This window comes from Escherichia sp. MOD1-EC6819 (assembly GCF_002965765.1).
GTDB classification, from domain to species: Bacteria; Pseudomonadota; Gammaproteobacteria; order Enterobacterales; family Enterobacteriaceae; genus Escherichia; species Escherichia ruysiae.
This window is the reverse complement of the sequence record NZ_PTRG01000007.1, coordinates 92,420-111,625: the sequence shown is the minus strand read 5'-3', so window position 1 is coordinate 111,625 and position 19,206 is coordinate 92,420. Positions and strand designations below refer to the sequence as shown.

Below are 19,206 nucleotides of genomic sequence, written 5' to 3'. Positions count from 1 at the left end.
AAATAACGTCATAACATCGCCGCAAACATTTCGTTTGCGGTCATAGCGTGGGTGCCGCCTGGTAAGTGCTTATTTTCAGGGGTATTTTGTAACATGGCAGAAAAACAAACTGCGAAAAGGAACCGTCGCGAAGAAATACTTCAGTCTCTGGCGTTGATGTTGGAATCCAGCGATGGAAGCCAGCGTATCACGACGGCGAAACTGGCCGCCTCTGTCGGCGTTTCCGAAGCGGCTCTGTATCGCCACTTCCCCAGTAAAACCCGCATGTTCGATAGCCTGATTGAGTTTATCGAAGATAGCCTGATTACTCGTATTAACCTGATTCTGAAAGATGAAAAGGACACTACTGCGCGCCTGCGCCTGATTGTGTTGCTGCTTCTCGGTTTCGGCGAACGTAATCCAGGCCTGACCCGCATCCTCACTGGTCATGCGCTAATGTTCGAACAGGATCGCCTGCAAGGGCGCATCAACCAACTGTTCGAGCGTATCGAAGCGCAGCTGCGTCAGGTATTGCGTGAAAAGAGAATGCGTGAGGGTGAAGGTTACACCACCGATGAAACGTTGCTGGCAAGCCAACTTCTGGCGTTTTGCGAAGGTATGCTGTCTCGTTTTGTTCGTAGCGAGTTTAAATATCGCCCGACGGATGACTTTGACGCCCGCTGGCCGCTGATTGCCGCGCAGTTGCAGTAATATAACGCCGGATGACTTACCATCCGGCGTTTCTTATCAAACCCCGTACTCTTCGCGATAAGCCTTAACCGCCGCCAGATGCTCCGCCATTTCCGGCTTCTCTTCGAGGTAAGCAATCAGGTCTTTCAGAGTGATGATAGAAATCACTTTGCAGTTGTAATCACGCTCAACTTCCTGAATCGCGGAAATTTCACCGCGACCACGTTCCTGACGATCGAGCGAAATCAACACGCCAGCAAGCGTAGCGCCATTGGCCTGAATAATTTCCATCGATTCGCGAATCGCCGTTCCGGCGGTGATCACATCATCCACCAGCATTACGCGCCCTTGTAACGCGCTACCGACCAGATTGCCGCCCTCACCGTGGTCTTTTGCTTCTTTGCGGTTAAAGCAGTATGGCAGGTCAAGGTCATGATGCTCCGCCAGCGCCACAGCGGTAGTGGTGGCAATCGGAATCCCTTTGTAAGCCGGGCCAAACAGCAGATCGAACTCAATGCCAGAATCCACCAACGCTTCAGCGTAAAAACGGCCTAACAGTGCCAGATCGCGCCCGGTATTAAACAGCCCGGCGTTGAAGAAATAGGGGCTTTTGCGCCCGGATTTCAGCGTAAACTCGCCAAACTTTAATACCTGTTTGCTAAGCGCAAATTCAATAAACTGGCGCTGATATGGTTTCATGCCTTCGCTCCTCATCTTACTTTTCTACAGACAAAAAAAAGGCGACTCATCAGTCGCCTTAAAAATCAGTTTGCCAGCGCCGCTTTCTGCGTCGCTACAATGGATTCGATTCCCCCTCGGGCCAACGCCAACAAGGTGAGGAGTTCTTCGTGAGTGAACGGCTCGCCTTCCGCCGTACCCTGAACCTCAATGATGCGCCCATCTTCGGTCATCACCACGTTCATATCCGTTTCTGCAGCAGAGTCTTCGACGTATTCCAGATCGCAAATCGCTTCGCCGTTAACGATACCCACCGAAACCGCTGCCACCATGCCTTTCATCGGATTGGTTTTCAGTTTGCCATTCTCAACCAGCTTATTCAGTGCATCTGCCAGCGCCACGCAGGCACCAGTGATTGAAGCAGTGCGCGTGCCGCCATCGGCCTGAAGTACGTCGCAATCCAGCGTAATGGTGAACTCACCCAACGCTTTCAAATCAACCGCCGCACGCAATGCACGGGCAATCAGACGCTGGATTTCCATCGTGCGTCCGCCCTGCTTACCTTTCGCCGCTTCACGAGCGTTACGAGTGTGGGTAGAGCGCGGCAGCATACCGTATTCTGCGGTGATCCAGCCTTGTCCCTGTCCTTTCAGGAAGCGCGGCACACCTTCTTCAATAGAGGCGGTACACAACACTTTGGTATCGCCAAATTCGACCAGCACCGAGCCTTCTGCATGTTTTGTATAGTTACGAGTCAGGGTAACGGGACGCACCTGATTATTGCTACGGCCTGCTGGACGCATATTGAAATCTCCGGCTTGAAACAAATGTGGCTGCGCATTATACGGACTTCCGGCGGTTATTCCTATCCTGACAAGGCATCGATGGCTATAATCCTTCCACCTCTCCTTTTATAAACAGGAACGTCTATGATCCGCAGTATGACCGCCTACGCCCGGCGTGAAATCAAGGGTGAATGGGGGAGCGCAACCTGGGAAATGCGCTCGGTAAACCAGCGTTATCTGGAAACTTACTTTCGTCTGCCGGAGCAGTTCCGTAGCCTGGAACCTGTCGTTCGTGAGCGTATTCGTTCTCGCCTGACGCGCGGTAAAGTGGAATGTACCCTGCGCTATGAGCCAGATGTCAGCGCGCAAGGTGAACTGATTCTCAACGAAAAACTGGCTAAACAGCTGGTAACTGCTGCGAATTGGGTAAAGATGCAGAGCGACGAAGGGGAAATCAACCCCGTTGATATCCTGCGCTGGCCGGGCGTAATGGCAGCCCAGGAACAGGATCTCGACGCTATTGCCGCTGAAATTCTTGCTGCTCTTGATGGTACGCTGGACGACTTTATCGTCGCGCGCGAAACCGAAGGTCAGGCGCTGAAAGCGTTGATCGAGCAGCGTCTGGAAGGTGTCACCGCCGAAGTGGCTAAAGTGCGCGCCCATATGCCGGAAATCCTGCAATGGCAGCGTGAACGTCTGGTCGCGAAGCTGGAAGATGCTCAGGTTCAGCTGGAGAACAATCGTCTGGAGCAAGAGCTGGTGCTGCTGGCGCAACGAATTGATGTTGCTGAAGAGCTGGATCGCCTCGAAGCGCATGTCAAAGAGACCTACAACATTCTCAAGAAAAAAGAAGCCGTTGGTCGTCGTCTGGACTTTATGATGCAAGAGTTCAACCGCGAGTCGAACACCCTGGCCTCGAAGTCTATCAATGCCGAAGTGACAAACTCCGCGATTGAGTTGAAGGTGTTGATTGAGCAGATGCGCGAACAGATCCAGAATATTGAGTAAGCGACACAGCGTTGTAGGCCATTGTTAATTTCAGCGGCTCTACGTACATCTACCTAAAAAACGTCAAAAATCCCATACTTTTTCTAATGCATTTTTCTTAGCACAACATCAGAAAAATGCATTAGATTTGCAGAAAGCACCAATTTCACATAACTATAAATTATCAATCCAAACTCACCTTAAAAAATCTCAATCGTGACGATGCACACAAATCGCTACCCTGCCAGACAGATTTTTAGGGAGAGAACCATGCTGTTACACATTTTGTATTTGGTTGGTATTACCGCCGAAGCCATGACGGGGGCGCTGGCGGCTGGGCGACGCCGAATGGATACATTTGGCGTAATTATCATTGCGACCGCCACCGCAATCGGTGGTGGCTCAGTGCGGGATATTCTTTTAGGCCACTATCCGCTCGGCTGGGTCAAGCATCCGGAATATGTGATTATTGTTGCCACAGCCGCCGTACTGACGACTATTGTTGCCCCGGTGATGCCTTATCTGCGCAAAGTCTTTCTGGTGCTTGATGCGCTCGGGCTGGTAGTTTTTTCTATTATTGGTGCACAAGTCGCGCTGGATATGGGGCACGGTCCGATCATTGCCGTTGTCGCAGCGGTGACGACCGGCGTGTTTGGCGGCGTTTTGCGAGACATGTTCTGTAAACGCATCCCGCTGGTCTTTCAGAAAGAGCTGTATGCTGGGGTTTCATTTGCCTCCGCCGTACTCTATATCGCGTTGCAACACTACGTCTATAACCATGATGTGGTGATTATTTCCACTCTGGTGTTTGGCTTTTTCGCTCGCTTGCTGGCGCTGCGTCTTAAGCTGGGTTTACCCGTCTTTTACTACAGCCACGAAGGTCACTAAGGCACAAAACCTGTGACCTGCTGGGCAGCCAGCCAGTTGCCCAGCATCTTGATTTGCCCATTATCTTTCCATTCAATAACCTGGCTGGCACGACGAGGTCCTGTCTCTGGCAGTTGCCGCCAATGCTGTTCGCTTCTCTGCAAAACTTGCTCCCAGGTGCTGGAATCGCAGGCGTTAAGCGCCGCCTGGGTTAAGGGTATTCCCATTGCCATCACCCAGCGGGTAAAAGGCTGCTTACGTGCCAGATTAAACTGATGCCATAACTGCTCGCTTTTGCTTTTCGCTATCCCCGGCGTGTTCTGCAATTGCTCTGGCGTTAACTGAAGCCAGGAAAAGATATGCTCAAGGTGATGAGTCTGATGCAGCGCACGCCAGCCAGCTTCACCAATGCCGTCCAGCCCCAAAACCTGTTTTGACCCCAGCCAGACTAGCCGTGAAATGAATTGCTCCTGACAAACATCAGAAGCAAAGTAGCAGGTCAACGAATTAAAGCGGTTTTCTGGCGGCATTGGTTTAGTACGTTCCGTTCCGCGCCAGACCACATCGTCAATGCGTGGAATACCCTGACCGGCAAGACTAACGAGGATTTGATCGCCAGGCGCAATATCCCATTCCTGCCAGCGCCTGACGGAACCAATATTCACCCGCTGAACTTTTTTATCATCCAGCATGACAGGCGCGAGTGACGCCACCACCGATATTTTGCCGCTCTTACCCACCGCAAACTGAATCGCATTCACTTCGGCAACCTGTGCCACGGGTTGATATTTCCACGCCACCAACCAATTCGCCTGACCCGGTAGCCAATGGATGGATTCGGGTTCTTTCGCCGCTCGTACAACGACACCATCGGTAACAAAGGGTAACGCTGTTTTCCACCACTCATTACGTATCCGCTCAACCTCATCAGCATTTTTGACTGCGCGAGTGTACATCTGCGTCAGACTAAACCCTGCGGTTGCAAGCTGTTGCAATCGCTCGGTCATTAACTGCGGTCCATCCGGCCACGCCCAGATAAACACGCCAAGTGAATTTAGCGCGTCAGTATTGTTCTGCCGCATCATCATGCCCGCGACTTTCGAGCGCGCATTCATTCCCCCCATTTGTTTTTGGATATGCCCCTCACGCTGGAGAAATATTTCGCCCTGCAGCGTACTGTTGGCTAAAGTTCCGCTGACGGATTGTGGTACAGAAGGAATCGAGCGAACTTTCTGCGTCCAGTCTTCGCCCTTCAGGCCATTACCACGACTGATCGCTTTAATCAGTTTTCCCTCACGGTAGACCAGAGTTACCGCAACACCATCAACTTTTGGTTGCACCCAAAGATCGCTGCGTTCACGCATCCACAGTCTTAACGCATTTTTATCCGCCATTTTACGTACGCCCGTATGCGCAACCGGATGGATAACCATGCCGTTTAAAAGCGGCATCATGGCGTCACGATGCGTCTCTTCACCAAAACAACGTTGCCACTGCGTAAGACGGGCACTTATCTGATCGTAAACACTGTCTTCCACATCACTTTTTCCTACTCTCCAGTAATCATCGTCCCACTGTTTTATTTGTTGTTGCAGGCGGGAAATTTCTTCATGCGCTCTGGCGGGCGACCAGGCTGGGCAGACCGCCTGCGCCGATGATTGCCAGCACAAAATCCCCATTAATACCGCTATCCATACTTTCATCATCACCTCCGCTGTAGTCAGGCGGGCAGGTATACAACGTGGTGAATGTAAATCCGAGTGGCAAAAACGAAGTGTGCGAGGACGCTTCCAGAGAATCGTTCTGATTGCAGTAAATGACAGGGAATTGCGGAAACAGCTACGCAAAACGCAACAACTTTGCGCAAAAAGTATGAGCGAGGGCTACGTCACGTGACCGCGCCGTGTATAATAAGCTCGTATGTAGGCTTTATTTCGCTAATCACATACGAAAGATACTCATGGCTCAAGGCACGCTTTATATTGTTTCTGCCCCCAGTGGCGCGGGTAAATCCAGCCTGATTCAGGCTTTATTAAAAACCCAACCGTTGTATGACACCCAGGTTTCTGTTTCACACACCACGCGCGCACCGCGTCCAGGTGAAGTACACGGTGAGCATTACTTCTTTGTTAATCATGATGAATTTAAAGAGATGATTAGCAGAGATGCATTCCTTGAGCACGCGGAAGTGTTCGGTAATTACTATGGCACTTCGCGCGAAGCCATTGAGCAAGTACTGGCAAGTGGCGTAGATGTTTTTCTGGATATCGACTGGCAGGGCGCGCAACAAATTCGCCAGAAGATGCCACATGCGCGTAGTATCTTTATTTTACCGCCGTCCAAAATCGAGCTGGATCGCCGTCTACGCGGTCGCGGTCAGGACAGCGAAGAGGTCATTGCAAAGCGTATGGCGCAAGCAGTTGCAGAAATGAGCCATTACGCCGAATATGATTATTTGATTGTGAATGATGATTTTGACACCGCACTGGGTGATCTGAAGACCATTATTCGCGCCGAACGCTTGCGCATGAGTCGCCAAAAGCAACGTCATGACGCTTTAATCAGCAAATTGTTGGCAGACTGAACCTTCTTTCAGTATCATGCCCAGTCATTTCTTCACCTGTGGAGCTTTTTAAGTATGGCACGCGTAACTGTTCAGGACGCTGTAGAGAAAATTGGTAACCGTTTTGACCTGGTACTGGTCGCCGCGCGTCGCGCTCGTCAGATGCAGGTAGGCGGAAAGGATCCGCTAGTACCGGAAGAAAACGATAAAACCACAGTAATCGCGCTGCGCGAAATCGAAGAAGGTCTGATCAACAACCAGATCCTCGACGTTCGCGAACGCCAGGAACAGCAAGAGCAGGAAGCCGCTGAAATTCAAGCCGTTACCGCTATTGCTGAAGGTCGTCGTTAATCACAAAGCGGGTCGCCCTTGTATCTGTTTGAAAGCCTGAATCAACTGATTCAAAACTACCTGCCAGAAGACCAAATTAAGCGTCTGCGGCAGGCGTATCTCGTTGCACGTGATGCTCACGAGGGGCAAACACGTTCAAGCGGTGAACCCTATATCACGCACCCGGTAGCGGTTGCCTGCATTCTGGCCGAGATGAAACTCGACTATGAAACGCTAATGGCTGCGCTACTTCATGACGTGATTGAAGATACTCCCGCCACCTACCAGGACATGGAACAGCTTTTTGGCAAAAGCGTCGCCGAGCTGGTAGAGGGGGTGTCGAAACTTGATAAACTCAAGTTCCGCGATAAGAAAGAGGCGCAAGCCGAAAACTTTCGCAAGATGATTATGGCGATGGTGCAGGATATCCGCGTCATCCTCATCAAACTCGCAGACCGTACCCACAACATGCGCACGCTGGGCTCACTTCGCCCGGACAAACGTCGCCGAATCGCCCGTGAAACTCTCGAAATATACAGCCCGCTGGCACACCGTTTAGGTATCCACCACATTAAAACCGAACTCGAAGAGTTGGGTTTTGAGGCGCTGTATCCCAACCGTTACCGCGTGATTAAAGAAGTGGTGAAAGCCGCGCGCGGTAACCGTAAAGAGATGATCCAAAAAATCCTCTCAGAAATCGAAGGGCGCTTGCAGGAAGCGGGAATACCGTGCCGCGTCAGTGGTCGCGAGAAACATCTTTATTCGATTTACTGCAAAATGGTGCTCAAAGAGCAGCGTTTTCACTCAATCATGGATATCTACGCCTTCCGCGTGATCGTCAATGATTCCGATACCTGTTATCGCGTGCTCGGCCAGATGCACAGCCTGTATAAGCCGCGTCCAGGTCGCGTGAAAGACTATATCGCCATTCCAAAAGCGAACGGCTATCAGTCTTTGCACACCTCGATGATTGGCCCCCACGGCGTGCCGGTTGAAGTCCAGATCCGTACCGAAGATATGGATCAAATGGCGGAGATGGGTGTTGCCGCACACTGGGCTTATAAAGAGCACGGCGAGACCAGCACCACTGCGCAAATCCGCGCCCAGCGTTGGATGCAGAGCCTGCTGGAGCTTCAACAGAGCGCCGGTAGCTCATTTGAATTTATCGAGAGCGTTAAATCCGATCTCTTCCCGGATGAGATTTACGTTTTCACACCGGAAGGGCGCATTGTCGAACTGCCTGCCGGTGCCACGCCTGTCGATTTCGCGTACGCGGTGCATACCGATATCGGTCATGCCTGCGTGGGTGCGCGAGTTGATCGCCAGCCTTACCCGCTGTCGCAGCCACTCTCCAGCGGACAAACCGTTGAAATCATTACCGCGCCGGGCGCTCGCCCGAATGCCGCCTGGCTGAACTTTGTCGTCAGCTCGAAAGCACGCGCCAAAATCCGCCAGTTGCTGAAAAACCTCAAGCGTGATGATTCCGTTAGCCTGGGGCGTCGCCTGCTCAACCACGCGTTGGGTGGCAGCCGTAAGCTGAATGAAATCCCGCAGGAAAATATTCAGCGCGAACTGGATCGCATGAAACTGGCGACACTTGACGATTTGCTGGCAGAAATCGGTCTTGGCAATGCAATGAGCGTAGTGGTAGCGAAGAATCTCCAGCAGGGAGACGGTTCCATTCCACCAGCAACCCAAAGCCACGGGCATCTGCCGATTAAAGGCGCTGATGGCGTGTTGATCACTTTTGCGAAATGCTGCCGCCCTATTCCCGGCGACCCGATCATCGCCCACATTAGCCCCGGTAAAGGTCTGGTGATCCACCATGAGTCCTGCCGTAACATCCGTGGCTACCAGAAAGAGCCAGAGAAGTTTATGGCTGTAGAATGGGATAAAGAAACGGCGCAGGAGTTCATTACTGAAATCAAGGTGGAAATGTTCAACCATCAGGGTGCGCTGGCAAACCTGACTGCGGCGATCAACACAACCAATTCCAATATTCAAAGTTTGAATACGGAAGAGAAAGATGGTCGCGTCTATAGTGCCTTTATTCGCCTGACCGCCCGGGATCGCGTACATCTGGCAAATATCATGCGCAAAATCCGTGTGATGCCAGACGTGATTAAAGTCACCCGAAACAGAAATTAATGTTTTATGAACCCAACACGTTATGCACGCATCTGTGAAATGCTCGCCAGGCGGCAGCCTGACCTGACCGTCTGCATGGAACAGGTTCACAAACCCCATAACGTTTCTGCGATTATTCGTACCGCAGATGCCGTTGGCGTACATGAAGTTCATGCCGTCTGGCCTGGCAGCCGGATGCGCACTATGGCTTCGGCTGCGGCTGGCAGCAACAGTTGGGTACAGGTGAAAACGCACCGCACCATTGGCGATGCCGTCGCCCATCTGAAAGGCCAGGGAATGCAGATTCTGGCAACCCATCTTTCTGATAACGCCGTCGATTTTCGCGAAATTGATTACACCCGCCCGACCTGTATTTTGATGGGTCAGGAGAAAACAGGCATCACGCAGGAAGCGTTAGCACTGGCGGATCAGGACATCATTATCCCGATGATCGGCATGGTGCAGTCGCTGAACGTCTCCGTCGCATCGGCACTCATTCTTTACGAAGCCCAGCGTCAGCGGCAAAACGCAGGCATGTACCTTCGTGAAAACAGCATGTTACCGGAATCAGAACAACAACGCCTGCTGTTTGAAGGCGGCTATCCGGTGCTGGCGAAAGTCGCAAAACGCAAAGGCCTGCCTTACCCCCACGTCAATCAGCAAGGCGAGATCGAAGCTGATGCCGACTGGTGGGCCACCATGCAGGCTGCAGGGTAAGTGCGATGAAAGGTCGCCTGTTAGATGCTGTCCCGCTCAGTTCCCTAACGGGCGTTGGCGCGGCACAAAGTAACAAGCTGGCGAAAATCAACCTGCATACCGTGCAGGATTTACTCTTACACCTTCCCCTGCGCTACGAAGATCGCACCCATCTTTATCCCATTGGCGAGCTGCTACCCGGCGTTTATGCCACGGTTGAAGGCGAAGTGCTGAACTGTAATATCTCCTTCGGCGGTCGACGGATGATGACCTGCCAGATTAGCGACGGTTCCGGCATTCTCACCATGCGCTTTTTCAACTTCAGCGCGGCGATGAAAAATAGCCTGGCGACGGGACGACGTGTGCTGGCCTACGGCGAAGCAAAGCGCGGCAAATATGGCGCGGAGATGATCCATCCGGAATATCGCGTACAGGGTGATCTCAGTACTCCGGAGCTACAGGAAACGCTCACGCCGGTTTACCCAACGACTGAAGGCGTTAAACAGGCAACGCTACGTAAATTAACCGACCAGGCGCTGGATCTGCTGGATACCTGCGCTATTGAAGAACTGTTGCCGCCGGAACTGTCACAGGGGATGATGACGCTGCCGGAAGCCTTGAGAACTCTGCATCGCCCGCCACCGACGCTGCAACTTAGCGATCTGGAAAGCGGGCAGCATCCGGCACAACGTCGTCTGATTCTGGAAGAACTGCTGGCGCACAACCTCAGTATGTTGGCGTTACGCGCTGGAGCACAACGTTTTCATGCCCAACCGCTTAGCGCCAATGACTCGCTGAAAAATAAACTCCTTGCCACCTTACCGTTCAAACCAACGGGTGCTCAGGCACGTGTGGTGGCGGAAATCGAGCGCGATATGGCGCTCGATGTTCCGATGATGCGTCTGGTGCAAGGCGATGTAGGTTCCGGTAAAACGCTGGTTGCTGCCCTTGCCGCGCTGCGTGCAATTGCTCACGGGAAACAGGTGGCGCTGATGGCACCAACCGAGTTGCTCGCCGAACAGCACGCCAATAACTTTCGCAACTGGTTTGAGCCGCTCGGTATCGAAGTGGGCTGGCTCGCCGGTAAACAGAAAGGTAAAGCACGACTGGCTCAGCAAGAAGCCATCGCCAGCGGTCAGGTGCAGATGATTGTTGGTACGCACGCCATCTTCCAGGAACAGGTGCAATTTAACGGTCTGGCGCTGGTGATTATCGACGAACAGCATCGTTTTGGTGTGCATCAACGCCTGGCGTTATGGGAGAAAGGCCAGCAGCAAGGGTTCCATCCGCATCAGTTAATCATGACCGCCACGCCGATCCCCCGCACGCTGGCAATGACCGCCTATGCCGATCTCGATACCTCGGTCATTGATGAACTGCCGCCAGGGCGTACCCCGGTGACGACAGTGGCAATCCCGGATACGCGTCGTAACGACATCATTGACCGCGTGCGTCACGCCTGCATGACTGAAGGTCGTCAGGCGTACTGGGTTTGTACATTGATTGAAGAATCGGAATTACTGGAAGCGCAGGCAGCCGAAGCCACGTGGGAAGAGTTGAAACTGGCGCTACCAGAGTTGAACGTTGGCCTGGTACACGGGCGGATGAAACCTGCCGAGAAGCAGGCGGTGATGGCGTCGTTTAAACAAGGTGAGCTACACCTGCTGGTTGCCACTACCGTTATTGAAGTCGGTGTTGATGTGCCTAACGCCAGTCTGATGATTATCGAAAACCCGGAGCGTCTGGGTCTGGCGCAGTTACACCAGCTTCGCGGGCGCGTGGGACGTGGCGCGGTGGCTTCTCACTGCGTGCTGCTCTACAAAACGCCACTCTCCAAAACGGCGCAAATTCGCCTGCAAGTGCTGCGTGACAGCAGCGACGGATTTGTGATTGCACAGAAAGATTTAGAGATTCGCGGTCCTGGCGAACTGTTAGGTACGCGTCAGACGGGTAATGCCGAATTTAAAGTGGCAGATTTACTGCGCGATCAGGCCATGATCCCGGAAGTTCAGCGCCTGGCACGGCATATTCACGAACGTTACCCACAACAGGCAAAAGCCCTGATAGAACGCTGGATGCCAGAAACAGAACGTTACTCGAATGCGTAAAAGGCGGCGGTGAGAAGACCGCCGTTTCAGATTGATCTACCTTCCTGCCGGATGCGGCGTGAACGCCTTATCCGGCCTACAAAAAACTCACAAAATCAATAAATTGAGAATCATTACGCAGGCCAGATAAGCGAAGCACATCAGGCATTTGTCTTTGTTGCGGCGGCACGCATACCGCCGCTTCATCGGTTACCCCGCAAAAATCGGCAACATCAAATACAGCTTAATCACCAGCGCGTTAACGATATCGATAAAGAACGCACCGACCATCGGCACCACCAGGAAGGCCATGTGCGACGGGCCAAAGCGTTCAGTGATCGCCTGCATGTTGGCAATTGCCGTGGGCGTTGCACCAAGGCCAAAACCACAGTGACCCGCAGCCAGCACCGCCGCATCGTAGTTTTTGCCCATCATGCGCCAGGTGACAAAGATGGCGTACAACGCCATGAAGATGGTCTGTGCGACCAGAATCGCCAGCATCGGCAGCGCCAGCGAAGCCAGCTCCCAAAGTTTCAGCCCCATCAACGCCATCGCCAGGAACAACGACAGACTTACGTTACCCAACACCGATACCGCACGCTCAAAGACGCGGTAAAAGCCCATCATTGACAGACCGTTACTCAGAATCACACCCACAAACAGCACGCAAACGAAGGTCGGCAATTCAAAAGCTGTGCCAGCCAAAAGTTGCGCAACAATTTTCCCCACCGTCAGACAAATCGCGATAAGAGCGATGGTTTCAATCAGCACCAGCGAGGTGATCATGCGCCCAACGTCCGGCTTTTCAAATGCGGTGGGGACTTCCTGGTCATCCGGAATACCGTTTGGCGTGGTGGAGTGCTTCACCAGATACCGCGCCACCGGCCCCCCAATCAAGCCGCCCAACACCAGACCAAACGTTGCACAAGCCATCGCCACTTCCGTCGCGTTGGTGAAGCCATAACGTTCAATGAACAATTTACTCCACGCAGCACCTGTACCGTGGCCGCCGGAAAGCGTAATAGAACCGGCCAGCAGCCCCATCAGCGGATCAAGCCCTAACAGGCTAGCCATCCCAATGCCGATGGCATTTTGCATCACCAGTAAGCCAACAACCACGATGAGGAAAATCCCCACCACACGCCCACCGGCACGCAGGCTGGCAATATTGGCATTCAGACCAATGGTTGCGAAGAATGCCAGCATCAACGGATCGCGCAGGGACATATCAAAATTAACTTCCCAGCCCATACTTTTTTTCAGCACCAGCAGCGCCAGTGCCACCAGCAACCCTCCGGCAACCGGTTCAGGTATGGTGTATTTCTTCAGAAAGGAGACGGAATGGACCAACTTGCGCCCGAGCAGCAACGTCAGGGTTGCTGCAACAAGCGTTGCTAAAGTATCGAGATGAAACATAGTTACTCCTTTGTGTCCGCACCACTCTTTCACACTCGTCATACTTCATCGCGCATGTGCATTAGGGCGAAATATGACGAGTATCGAGTCATGCTATCCCGGTTCGAATTCTCAGCTGAAAATAAAAAAATGGCATGGATTTTAAGCAGAAAACAACCAAAAGTTATATAAAAAAGTGCATTTATCGCATTTAAATATTTAGAAGAATGCATGGCAAACGTTTGCTTTTGCCTTTCGGTCAGCTAAAATGCCCGCTTTGCCACCACGGGATTGTTTTCGATGTCTGTTTCCACCCTAGAGTCAGAAAATGCGCAACCGGTTGCGCAGGCTCAAAACAGCGAACTGATTTATCGTCTTGAAGATCGTCCGCCGCTTGCTCAAACTCTGTTTGCCGCCTGTCAGCATCTGCTGGCGATGTTTGTCGCGGTAATCACGCCAGCACTGTTAATTTGCCAGGCGCTGGGTTTACCAGCACAGGACACGCAACACATTATTAGTATGTCGCTGTTTGCTTCCGGTGTGGCGTCGATTATTCAGATTAAAGCCTGGGGGCCGGTTGGTTCCGGGTTATTGTCTATTCAGGGCACCAGCTTTAACTTCGTTGCTCCGCTAATTATGGGCGGAACGGCACTGAAGACCGGTGGCGCCGATGTTCCTACCATGATGGCGGCGCTCTTCGGCACACTGATGCTGGCAAGTTGCACCGAAATGGTAATCTCCCGCGTTTTACATCTGGCGCGCCGCATTATTACGCCTCTGGTTTCTGGCGTCGTAGTAATGATTATCGGCCTGTCGCTAATACAGGTTGGGTTAACGTCCATTGGCGGCGGTTATGCGGCCATGAACGATAACACCTTTGGCGCGCCGAAAAATTTGCTGCTGGCGGGCGTGGTCTTAGCTTTAATCATTCTGCTTAACCGTCAACGTAACCCTTACTTACGCGTGGCCTCGCTGGTGATTGCGATGGCAGCCGGATATGCGCTGGCGTGGTTTATGGGCATGTTGCCAGAAAGCAACGAGCCGATGACGCAAGAACTGATTATGGTGCCAACACCGCTCTATTACGGGCTTGGTATTGAATGGAGTTTGCTGTTGCCGCTGATGCTGGTCTTTATGATCACCTCGCTGGAAACTATTGGCGATATCACCGCCACCTCCGACGTTTCCGAACAACCGGTTTCCGGTCCGCTGTACATGAAACGCCTGAAAGGCGGCGTACTGGCAAACGGCCTGAACTCGTTTGTATCGGCGGTGTTTAACACCTTCCCGAACTCCTGCTTCGGGCAGAACAACGGTGTGATCCAGTTGACCGGTGTTGCCAGCCGTTATGTCGGTTTTGTCGTCGCACTGATGCTGATTGTGCTCGGCCTGTTCCCGGCTGTGAGCGGTTTTGTGCAGCATATTCCGGAACCGGTACTTGGCGGCGCTACGCTGGTGATGTTTGGTACTATCGCCGCATCAGGTGTGCGTATCGTTTCTCGTGAACCGCTGAATCGTCGGGCCATTCTGATTATCGCGCTGTCGCTGGCGGTCGGTCTGGGCGTTTCTCAGCAGCCGCTGATTTTGCAGTTTGCCCCTGACTGGCTGAAAAACCTGCTCTCCTCCGGGATCGCCGCTGGCGGTATCACTGCCATTGTGCTGAACCTGATTTTCCCGCCAGAAAAACAGTAATCCACTCACGGCGGTAAAATTCTTTACCGTCGTAGCCACTCGCTTTCTCCATTCCCGCCTTGAGGAATGCGCGTAAATCGTGCATAACTCCCTTATGTGCATTTCACGGGATGGAAGACCATGAAATTTATTGGGAAGCTGCTTCTCTACATTTTCATCGCGCTATTCGTGGCGATCGCTGGCCTCTATTTCCTTCTGCAAACCCGCTGGGGAGCAGAGCATATCAGCGCATGGATTTCCAGGAATAGCGACTATCATTTGACCTTCGGAGCGATGGATCACCGGTTTTCCGCACCATCTCATATCGTGCTGGAGAACGTCACATTCGGTCGCGATGGTCAACCCGCCACTCTGGTGGCGAAAAGTGTCGATATTGCGCTAAGTAGTCGGCAACTGAGCGAACCACGCCATGTCGATACTATCCTGCTGGAAAACGGGACGTTGAATCTCACCGACCAGACCGCGCCGTTACCGTTCAAAGCGGATCGTCTGCAACTGCGTGATATGGCGTTTAACAGTCCCAATAGCGAGTGGAATCTCAGCGCACAGCGAGTAAATGGCGGCGTCGTTCCGTGGTCGCCGGAAGCCGGTAAAGTCCTGGGCACGAAGGCTCAAATTCAGTTCAGTGCCGGCTCTCTGTCGCTCAACGATGTTGCTGCTACCAATGTACTGATTGAAGGCACTATTGATAACGATCGCGTCACGCTTACGAATCTGGGCGCCGATATCGCCCGTGGCTCATTAACCGGTAATGCGCAGCGTAATGCCGATGGTAGCTGGCAGGTAGAAAATCTGCGCCTGGCCGATATCCGTCTGCAAAGCGAAAAATCTCTGACCGATTTCTTTGCACCTTTGCGCTCTGTCCCGTCGTTGCAGATTGGCCGCCTTGAAGTGATCGACGCTCGCCTGCAAGGTCCGGACTGGGCGGTGACCGACCTCGATCTCAGCTTGCGCAACATGACCTTCATTAAAGATGACTGGCAGACGCAGGAAGGCAAGCTGTCAATGAACGCCAGCGAGTTTATTTATGGTTCGCTGCATTTATTTGACCCCATTATGAACGCGGAGTTTTCCCCACAGGGCGTCGCGCTTCGCCAGTTTACCAGCCGTTGGGAAGGCGGAATGGTACGAACGTCAGGGAACTGGCAACGCGATGGAAAAACGCTGCTCCTCGACGACGCAGCGATTGTCGGGCTGGAATTTACCTTGCCGAAAAACTGGCAACAGTTGTGGATGCAGCAAACTCCCGCCTGGTTAAACACTCTGCAACTGAAGAGATTTAGCGCCAGCCGCAACCTGATCATTGATATCGACCCTGACTTTCCGTGGCAGCTCACCGCGCTGGATGGTTATGGCGCGAATCTGACGCTGGTTGCCGAGCATAAGTGGGGGGTGTGGAGTGGCACGGCGAACCTGAATGCCGCCGCCGCAACGTTCAATCGTGTCGACGTTCGTCGTCCGTCGCTGGCGCTAACCGCCAATAGCAGCACGGTGAATATCAGCGAACTTAGCGCGTTTACCGAGAAAGGCATTCTTGAAGCCACTGCCAGTGTCTCACAAACGCCGCAGCGCCAGACCCATATCAGCCTGAACGGACGCGGTGTGCCGATGAACATTTTGCAACAGTGGGGATGGCCAGAGTTACCTATTACGGGCGATGGCAATATTCAGCTCACCGCCAGCGGCGATATCCAGACCGATGTACCGCTAAAACCCACGGTTAATGGACAACTCCATGCTGTGAACGCTGAAAAGCAGCAGGTAACCCAAACCATGAATGCTGGCGTAGTTTCCAGTGGCGAAGTCACGTCAACGGAGCCAGTGCAGTAAAAATCAATCTCGCCGGGCACGACATAGCCGTACCCGGCATTCCTTCAATAAATTACAACGTAATTGTCAGCGCATTCCCTTGAGGCGTCACCACCACGCCCAAGTCACTTTCAGCCTGCGAACCGCCTTGCAAACCATTTACTTTCGCAATATTACGCAAGCACAGTGTCCAGTTCTTCGCCTCGCCCGCGCCTGTCACGGTAATCGTATTGCCAGTACGCGCCGCTTTCAGGGTGAAGATCACCGAACCATCGGCGGCGGGCACTTCACAGACAGCTTCATGCCCGTCTTGCAGATTAAAAAGCTGGAAAGCCGTGCCTTCATGCCACGCGTAGTCGGGGCGTTGGTCATTGTTCCCCAGCGCCAGTAAGGTGTTGTCACGCACGTAAACCGGCAAACTAAGAAAATCATGCTGCTGTTTATGCCAACGGCTGCCTTCTGTTTCATCGTTATGCCACAGATGCGTCCAGCGACCTTCTGGCAGATAAAACTGTACATCGCCCACTTCAGAGAACACTGGCGCAACCATCACGCTGTCGCCCAACATGTATTGACGGTCAAGATAATCACAGGCCGGATCGTCCGGGAACTCCATCACCATTGCGCGCATCATCGGCGTACCCAGCGCGTTAGCACGAGCGGCTTCGCGGTACAGATACGGCATCATACGGCATTTAAGCTGAGTGAAATGGCGCACGACATCGCAGGATTCATCATCATAAGCCCACGGCACACGATAAGATTTGCTGCCATGTAAACGGCTATGGCTGGAGAGCAAACCAAATGCGCACCAGCGTTTGTAAACGTGTGCCGGAGCGGTATTCTCAAAGCCACCGATATCGTGGCTCCAGAAACCAAACCCAGAAAGGCCGATAGATAAACCACCGCGCAGGCTTTCCGCCATTGATTCGTAGTTAGCGTAACAGTCGCCGCCCCAGTGTACCGGGAATTTCTGCGCACCGACGGAGGCCGAGCGGGCAAACAAGACGGCTTCTTCCTCGCCGACGGTTTCCTTGAGCACGTTCCACACCAGTTCGTTGTAGATGTATGCATAATGGTTATGCATTTTCTGCGGATCGGAACCGTCAAACCACTGAACGTCTGTTGGAATACGTTCGCCAAAGTCGGTCTTAAAGCAATCGACGCCCATCGCTACCAGGCCTTTCAGTTTATCGGCGTACCATTTGCAGGCATCTGGGTTGGTAAAGTCATAAATCGCCAGGCCTGGCTGCCATTTATCCCATTGCCATAACGAGCCGTCCGGGTGTTTGAGTAAATATCCTTTCTCTTGCAACTCTTTAAATACCGGGGATTTTTGCCCTATATAGGGGTTAATCCAGACGCAGATTTTCAGCCCTTTCGCTTTCAGGCGGCGGATCATCCCTTCCGGGTCAGGGAAAGTTACCGGATCCCACTCAAAATCGCACCACTGGAAAGCTTTCATCCAGAAACAGTCGAAGTGGAAAACATGTAGAGGCAGATTCCGTTCCGCCATGCCGTCGATAAAGCTGTTTACCGTTGCTTCATCATAATTAGTGGTAAATGAAGTCGTTAACCACAAACCAAAGGACCATGCTGGCGGCAACGCCGGACGCCCGGTAAAACGGGTATAACGATCGAGCACCGCTTTCGGCGTCGGGCCATCGATAACAAAGTATTCGAGATATTCACCCTCAACGCTGAACTGTACTTTGGAGACTTTCTCCGATCCCACTTCAAACGAGACGCACTGCGGATGATTAACCAGCACACCGTAGCCACGGTTGGTGATATAGAACGGGATGTTTTTGTACGCCTGTTCGGTGCTGGTTCCGCCATCACGGTTCCAGGTTTCCACCGTCTGACCGTTACGCACCAGCGCAGTGAAGCGTTCCCCCAGACCGTATACCGTTTCACCGACACCGAGATCCAACCGCTCAAACATGTAGCTACGGTTGGTGTTGGTATCCTGTATATAGCCGTTATTTTTCAACTGGCTACCGGTAATGCGCACACCATTGCGCAGAAAATCGAGCGACCAGAATTCCCCTTTGGTAACGCGAACACTCAAATTACCGCTCTTCAGCTCGGCATATTCACTCGTGTTTTGCATCTCCACCGGAACGTCATGCAACACATTAATCGGGTAATGCGGACCGCTATCCAGCGCCCCTTGAAAATGCTCAATCCGCACGCCAACCACACCTTCCTGAGGTGAAAAAAAGCGCAGCGTAAACAGCGGCGTATCCAACTGCCAGGTACGCTCCCGCACATCACGCGGCGCGGCATAAACCACCATCTCCTTTCCCCGGTGCTCAACATCAAAAACCTGGATGGGGTGAATCAAATTAAGACCAGGTTGAATAAGCCAGTTTCCATCGCTGATTTTCATAATCCGTTCCTTTCGTTCTGAAATTTTAGTTACCGCATGCATGACAAGTGAAGAAGGCGCCAGTCAGACAGCCCGAAAGTAAACCATCCTTAAGAGTGCGGATATTGCTATTTTTTGTTATCAACTTAC

At 52.6% G+C, this 19,206-nt stretch carries 15 protein-coding genes; 10 read left to right on the top strand and 5 right to left on the bottom strand.

Annotated features, from left to right (window positions below; translation table 11 throughout):
- Positions 1–93 precede the first annotated feature (93 nt).
- On the top strand, positions 94–690 hold the full coding sequence (gene slmA, locus A7Z06_RS11780; protein ID WP_000818603.1) for a nucleoid occlusion factor SlmA: 597 nt from the start codon (positions 94–96) through the stop codon (positions 688–690).
- Between the two features lie 36 nt (positions 691–726).
- Here slmA and pyrE read toward each other — a convergent pair whose 3' ends face one another.
- Together pyrE and rph are read right to left on the bottom strand one after the other, a co-directional pair.
- Positions 727–1,368, bottom strand: a complete 642-nt coding sequence (gene pyrE / locus A7Z06_RS11775; RefSeq protein ID WP_000806178.1) for an orotate phosphoribosyltransferase — start codon at positions 1,366–1,368, stop codon at positions 727–729.
- A 65-nt stretch (positions 1,369–1,433) separates the two neighbouring features.
- Positions 1,434–2,150 carry a ribonuclease PH gene (gene rph / locus A7Z06_RS11770; RefSeq protein ID WP_001247086.1) on the bottom strand — a complete coding sequence of 239 codons (717 nt, stop codon included), beginning with the start codon at positions 2,148–2,150 and terminating at the stop codon, positions 1,434–1,436.
- 126 nt (positions 2,151–2,276) lie between these two features.
- On the opposite strand from rph, the gene A7Z06_RS11760 reads away from it, so the two are divergent.
- Complete coding sequence (locus tag A7Z06_RS11760) at positions 2,277–3,140, top strand: YicC/YloC family endoribonuclease (RefSeq protein WP_000621334.1); 864 nt, start codon at positions 2,277–2,279, stop codon at positions 3,138–3,140.
- A 249-nt stretch (positions 3,141–3,389) separates the two neighbouring features.
- A complete protein-coding gene (locus tag A7Z06_RS11755; RefSeq protein WP_105279431.1) occupies positions 3,390–4,007 on the top strand; it encodes a trimeric intracellular cation channel family protein in 618 nt (205 codons plus the stop codon).
- On the opposite strand, the gene ligB is transcribed toward A7Z06_RS11755, so the two are convergent.
- A complete protein-coding gene (gene ligB / locus A7Z06_RS11750) occupies positions 4,004–5,689 on the bottom strand; it encodes an NAD-dependent DNA ligase LigB (protein WP_010344503.1) in 1,686 nt (561 codons plus the stop codon). The two genes, A7Z06_RS11755 and ligB, sit on opposite strands and share 4 nt — an antisense overlap.
- A 257-nt stretch (positions 5,690–5,946) precedes the next feature.
- On the opposite strand from ligB, the gene gmk reads away from it, so the two are divergent.
- The 5 genes from gmk to recG are packed head-to-tail and all read left to right on the top strand — an operon-like array spanning position 5,947 to position 11,810.
- Complete coding sequence (gmk, locus tag A7Z06_RS11740) at positions 5,947–6,570, top strand: guanylate kinase (RefSeq protein ID WP_010344504.1); 624 nt, start codon at positions 5,947–5,949, stop codon at positions 6,568–6,570.
- Between the two features lie 54 nt (positions 6,571–6,624).
- Positions 6,625–6,900, top strand: coding sequence for a DNA-directed RNA polymerase subunit omega (gene rpoZ, locus A7Z06_RS11735; RefSeq protein ID WP_000135057.1), 276 nt, complete (start codon positions 6,625–6,627; stop codon positions 6,898–6,900).
- A gap of 18 nt (positions 6,901–6,918) precedes the next feature.
- Positions 6,919–9,027 (top strand): bifunctional GTP diphosphokinase/guanosine-3',5'-bis pyrophosphate 3'-pyrophosphohydrolase, encoded by a 2,109-nt coding sequence (gene spoT, locus A7Z06_RS11730; protein ID WP_000280471.1) that lies wholly within the window; start codon positions 6,919–6,921, stop codon positions 9,025–9,027.
- A gap of 6 nt (positions 9,028–9,033) precedes the next feature.
- Complete coding sequence (gene trmH, locus A7Z06_RS11725) at positions 9,034–9,723, top strand: tRNA (guanosine(18)-2'-O)-methyltransferase TrmH (RefSeq protein WP_001070182.1); 690 nt, start codon at positions 9,034–9,036, stop codon at positions 9,721–9,723.
- A gap of 5 nt (positions 9,724–9,728) precedes the next feature.
- Positions 9,729–11,810: an ATP-dependent DNA helicase RecG gene (gene recG / locus A7Z06_RS11720; protein WP_000678475.1), complete on the top strand. Its 2,082-nt coding sequence runs from the start codon at positions 9,729–9,731 to the stop codon at positions 11,808–11,810.
- Positions 11,811–11,999: 189 nt separating this feature from the next.
- Here the strand turns inward: recG and gltS are convergent, their stop codons facing one another.
- Positions 12,000–13,205: a sodium/glutamate symporter gene (gltS, locus tag A7Z06_RS11715; protein WP_000468835.1), complete on the bottom strand. Its 1,206-nt coding sequence runs from the start codon at positions 13,203–13,205 to the stop codon at positions 12,000–12,002.
- A 279-nt stretch (positions 13,206–13,484) separates the two neighbouring features.
- Between gltS and xanP the strand changes: the two genes are divergently transcribed.
- Together xanP and A7Z06_RS11705 are read left to right on the top strand one after the other, a co-directional pair.
- Positions 13,485–14,876 (top strand): xanthine/proton symporter XanP, encoded by a 1,392-nt coding sequence (gene xanP, locus A7Z06_RS11710; RefSeq protein ID WP_010344505.1) that lies wholly within the window; start codon positions 13,485–13,487, stop codon positions 14,874–14,876.
- 120 nt (positions 14,877–14,996) lie between these two features.
- Positions 14,997–16,706 (top strand): AsmA family protein, encoded by a 1,710-nt coding sequence (locus tag A7Z06_RS11705; protein ID WP_105279430.1) that lies wholly within the window; start codon positions 14,997–14,999, stop codon positions 16,704–16,706.
- 52 nt (positions 16,707–16,758) lie between these two features.
- Here the strand turns inward: A7Z06_RS11705 and yicI are convergent, their stop codons facing one another.
- On the bottom strand, positions 16,759–19,077 hold the full coding sequence (gene yicI / locus A7Z06_RS11700; protein WP_000702867.1) for an alpha-xylosidase: 2,319 nt from the start codon (positions 19,075–19,077) through the stop codon (positions 16,759–16,761).
- Positions 19,078–19,206 lie beyond the last annotated feature (129 nt).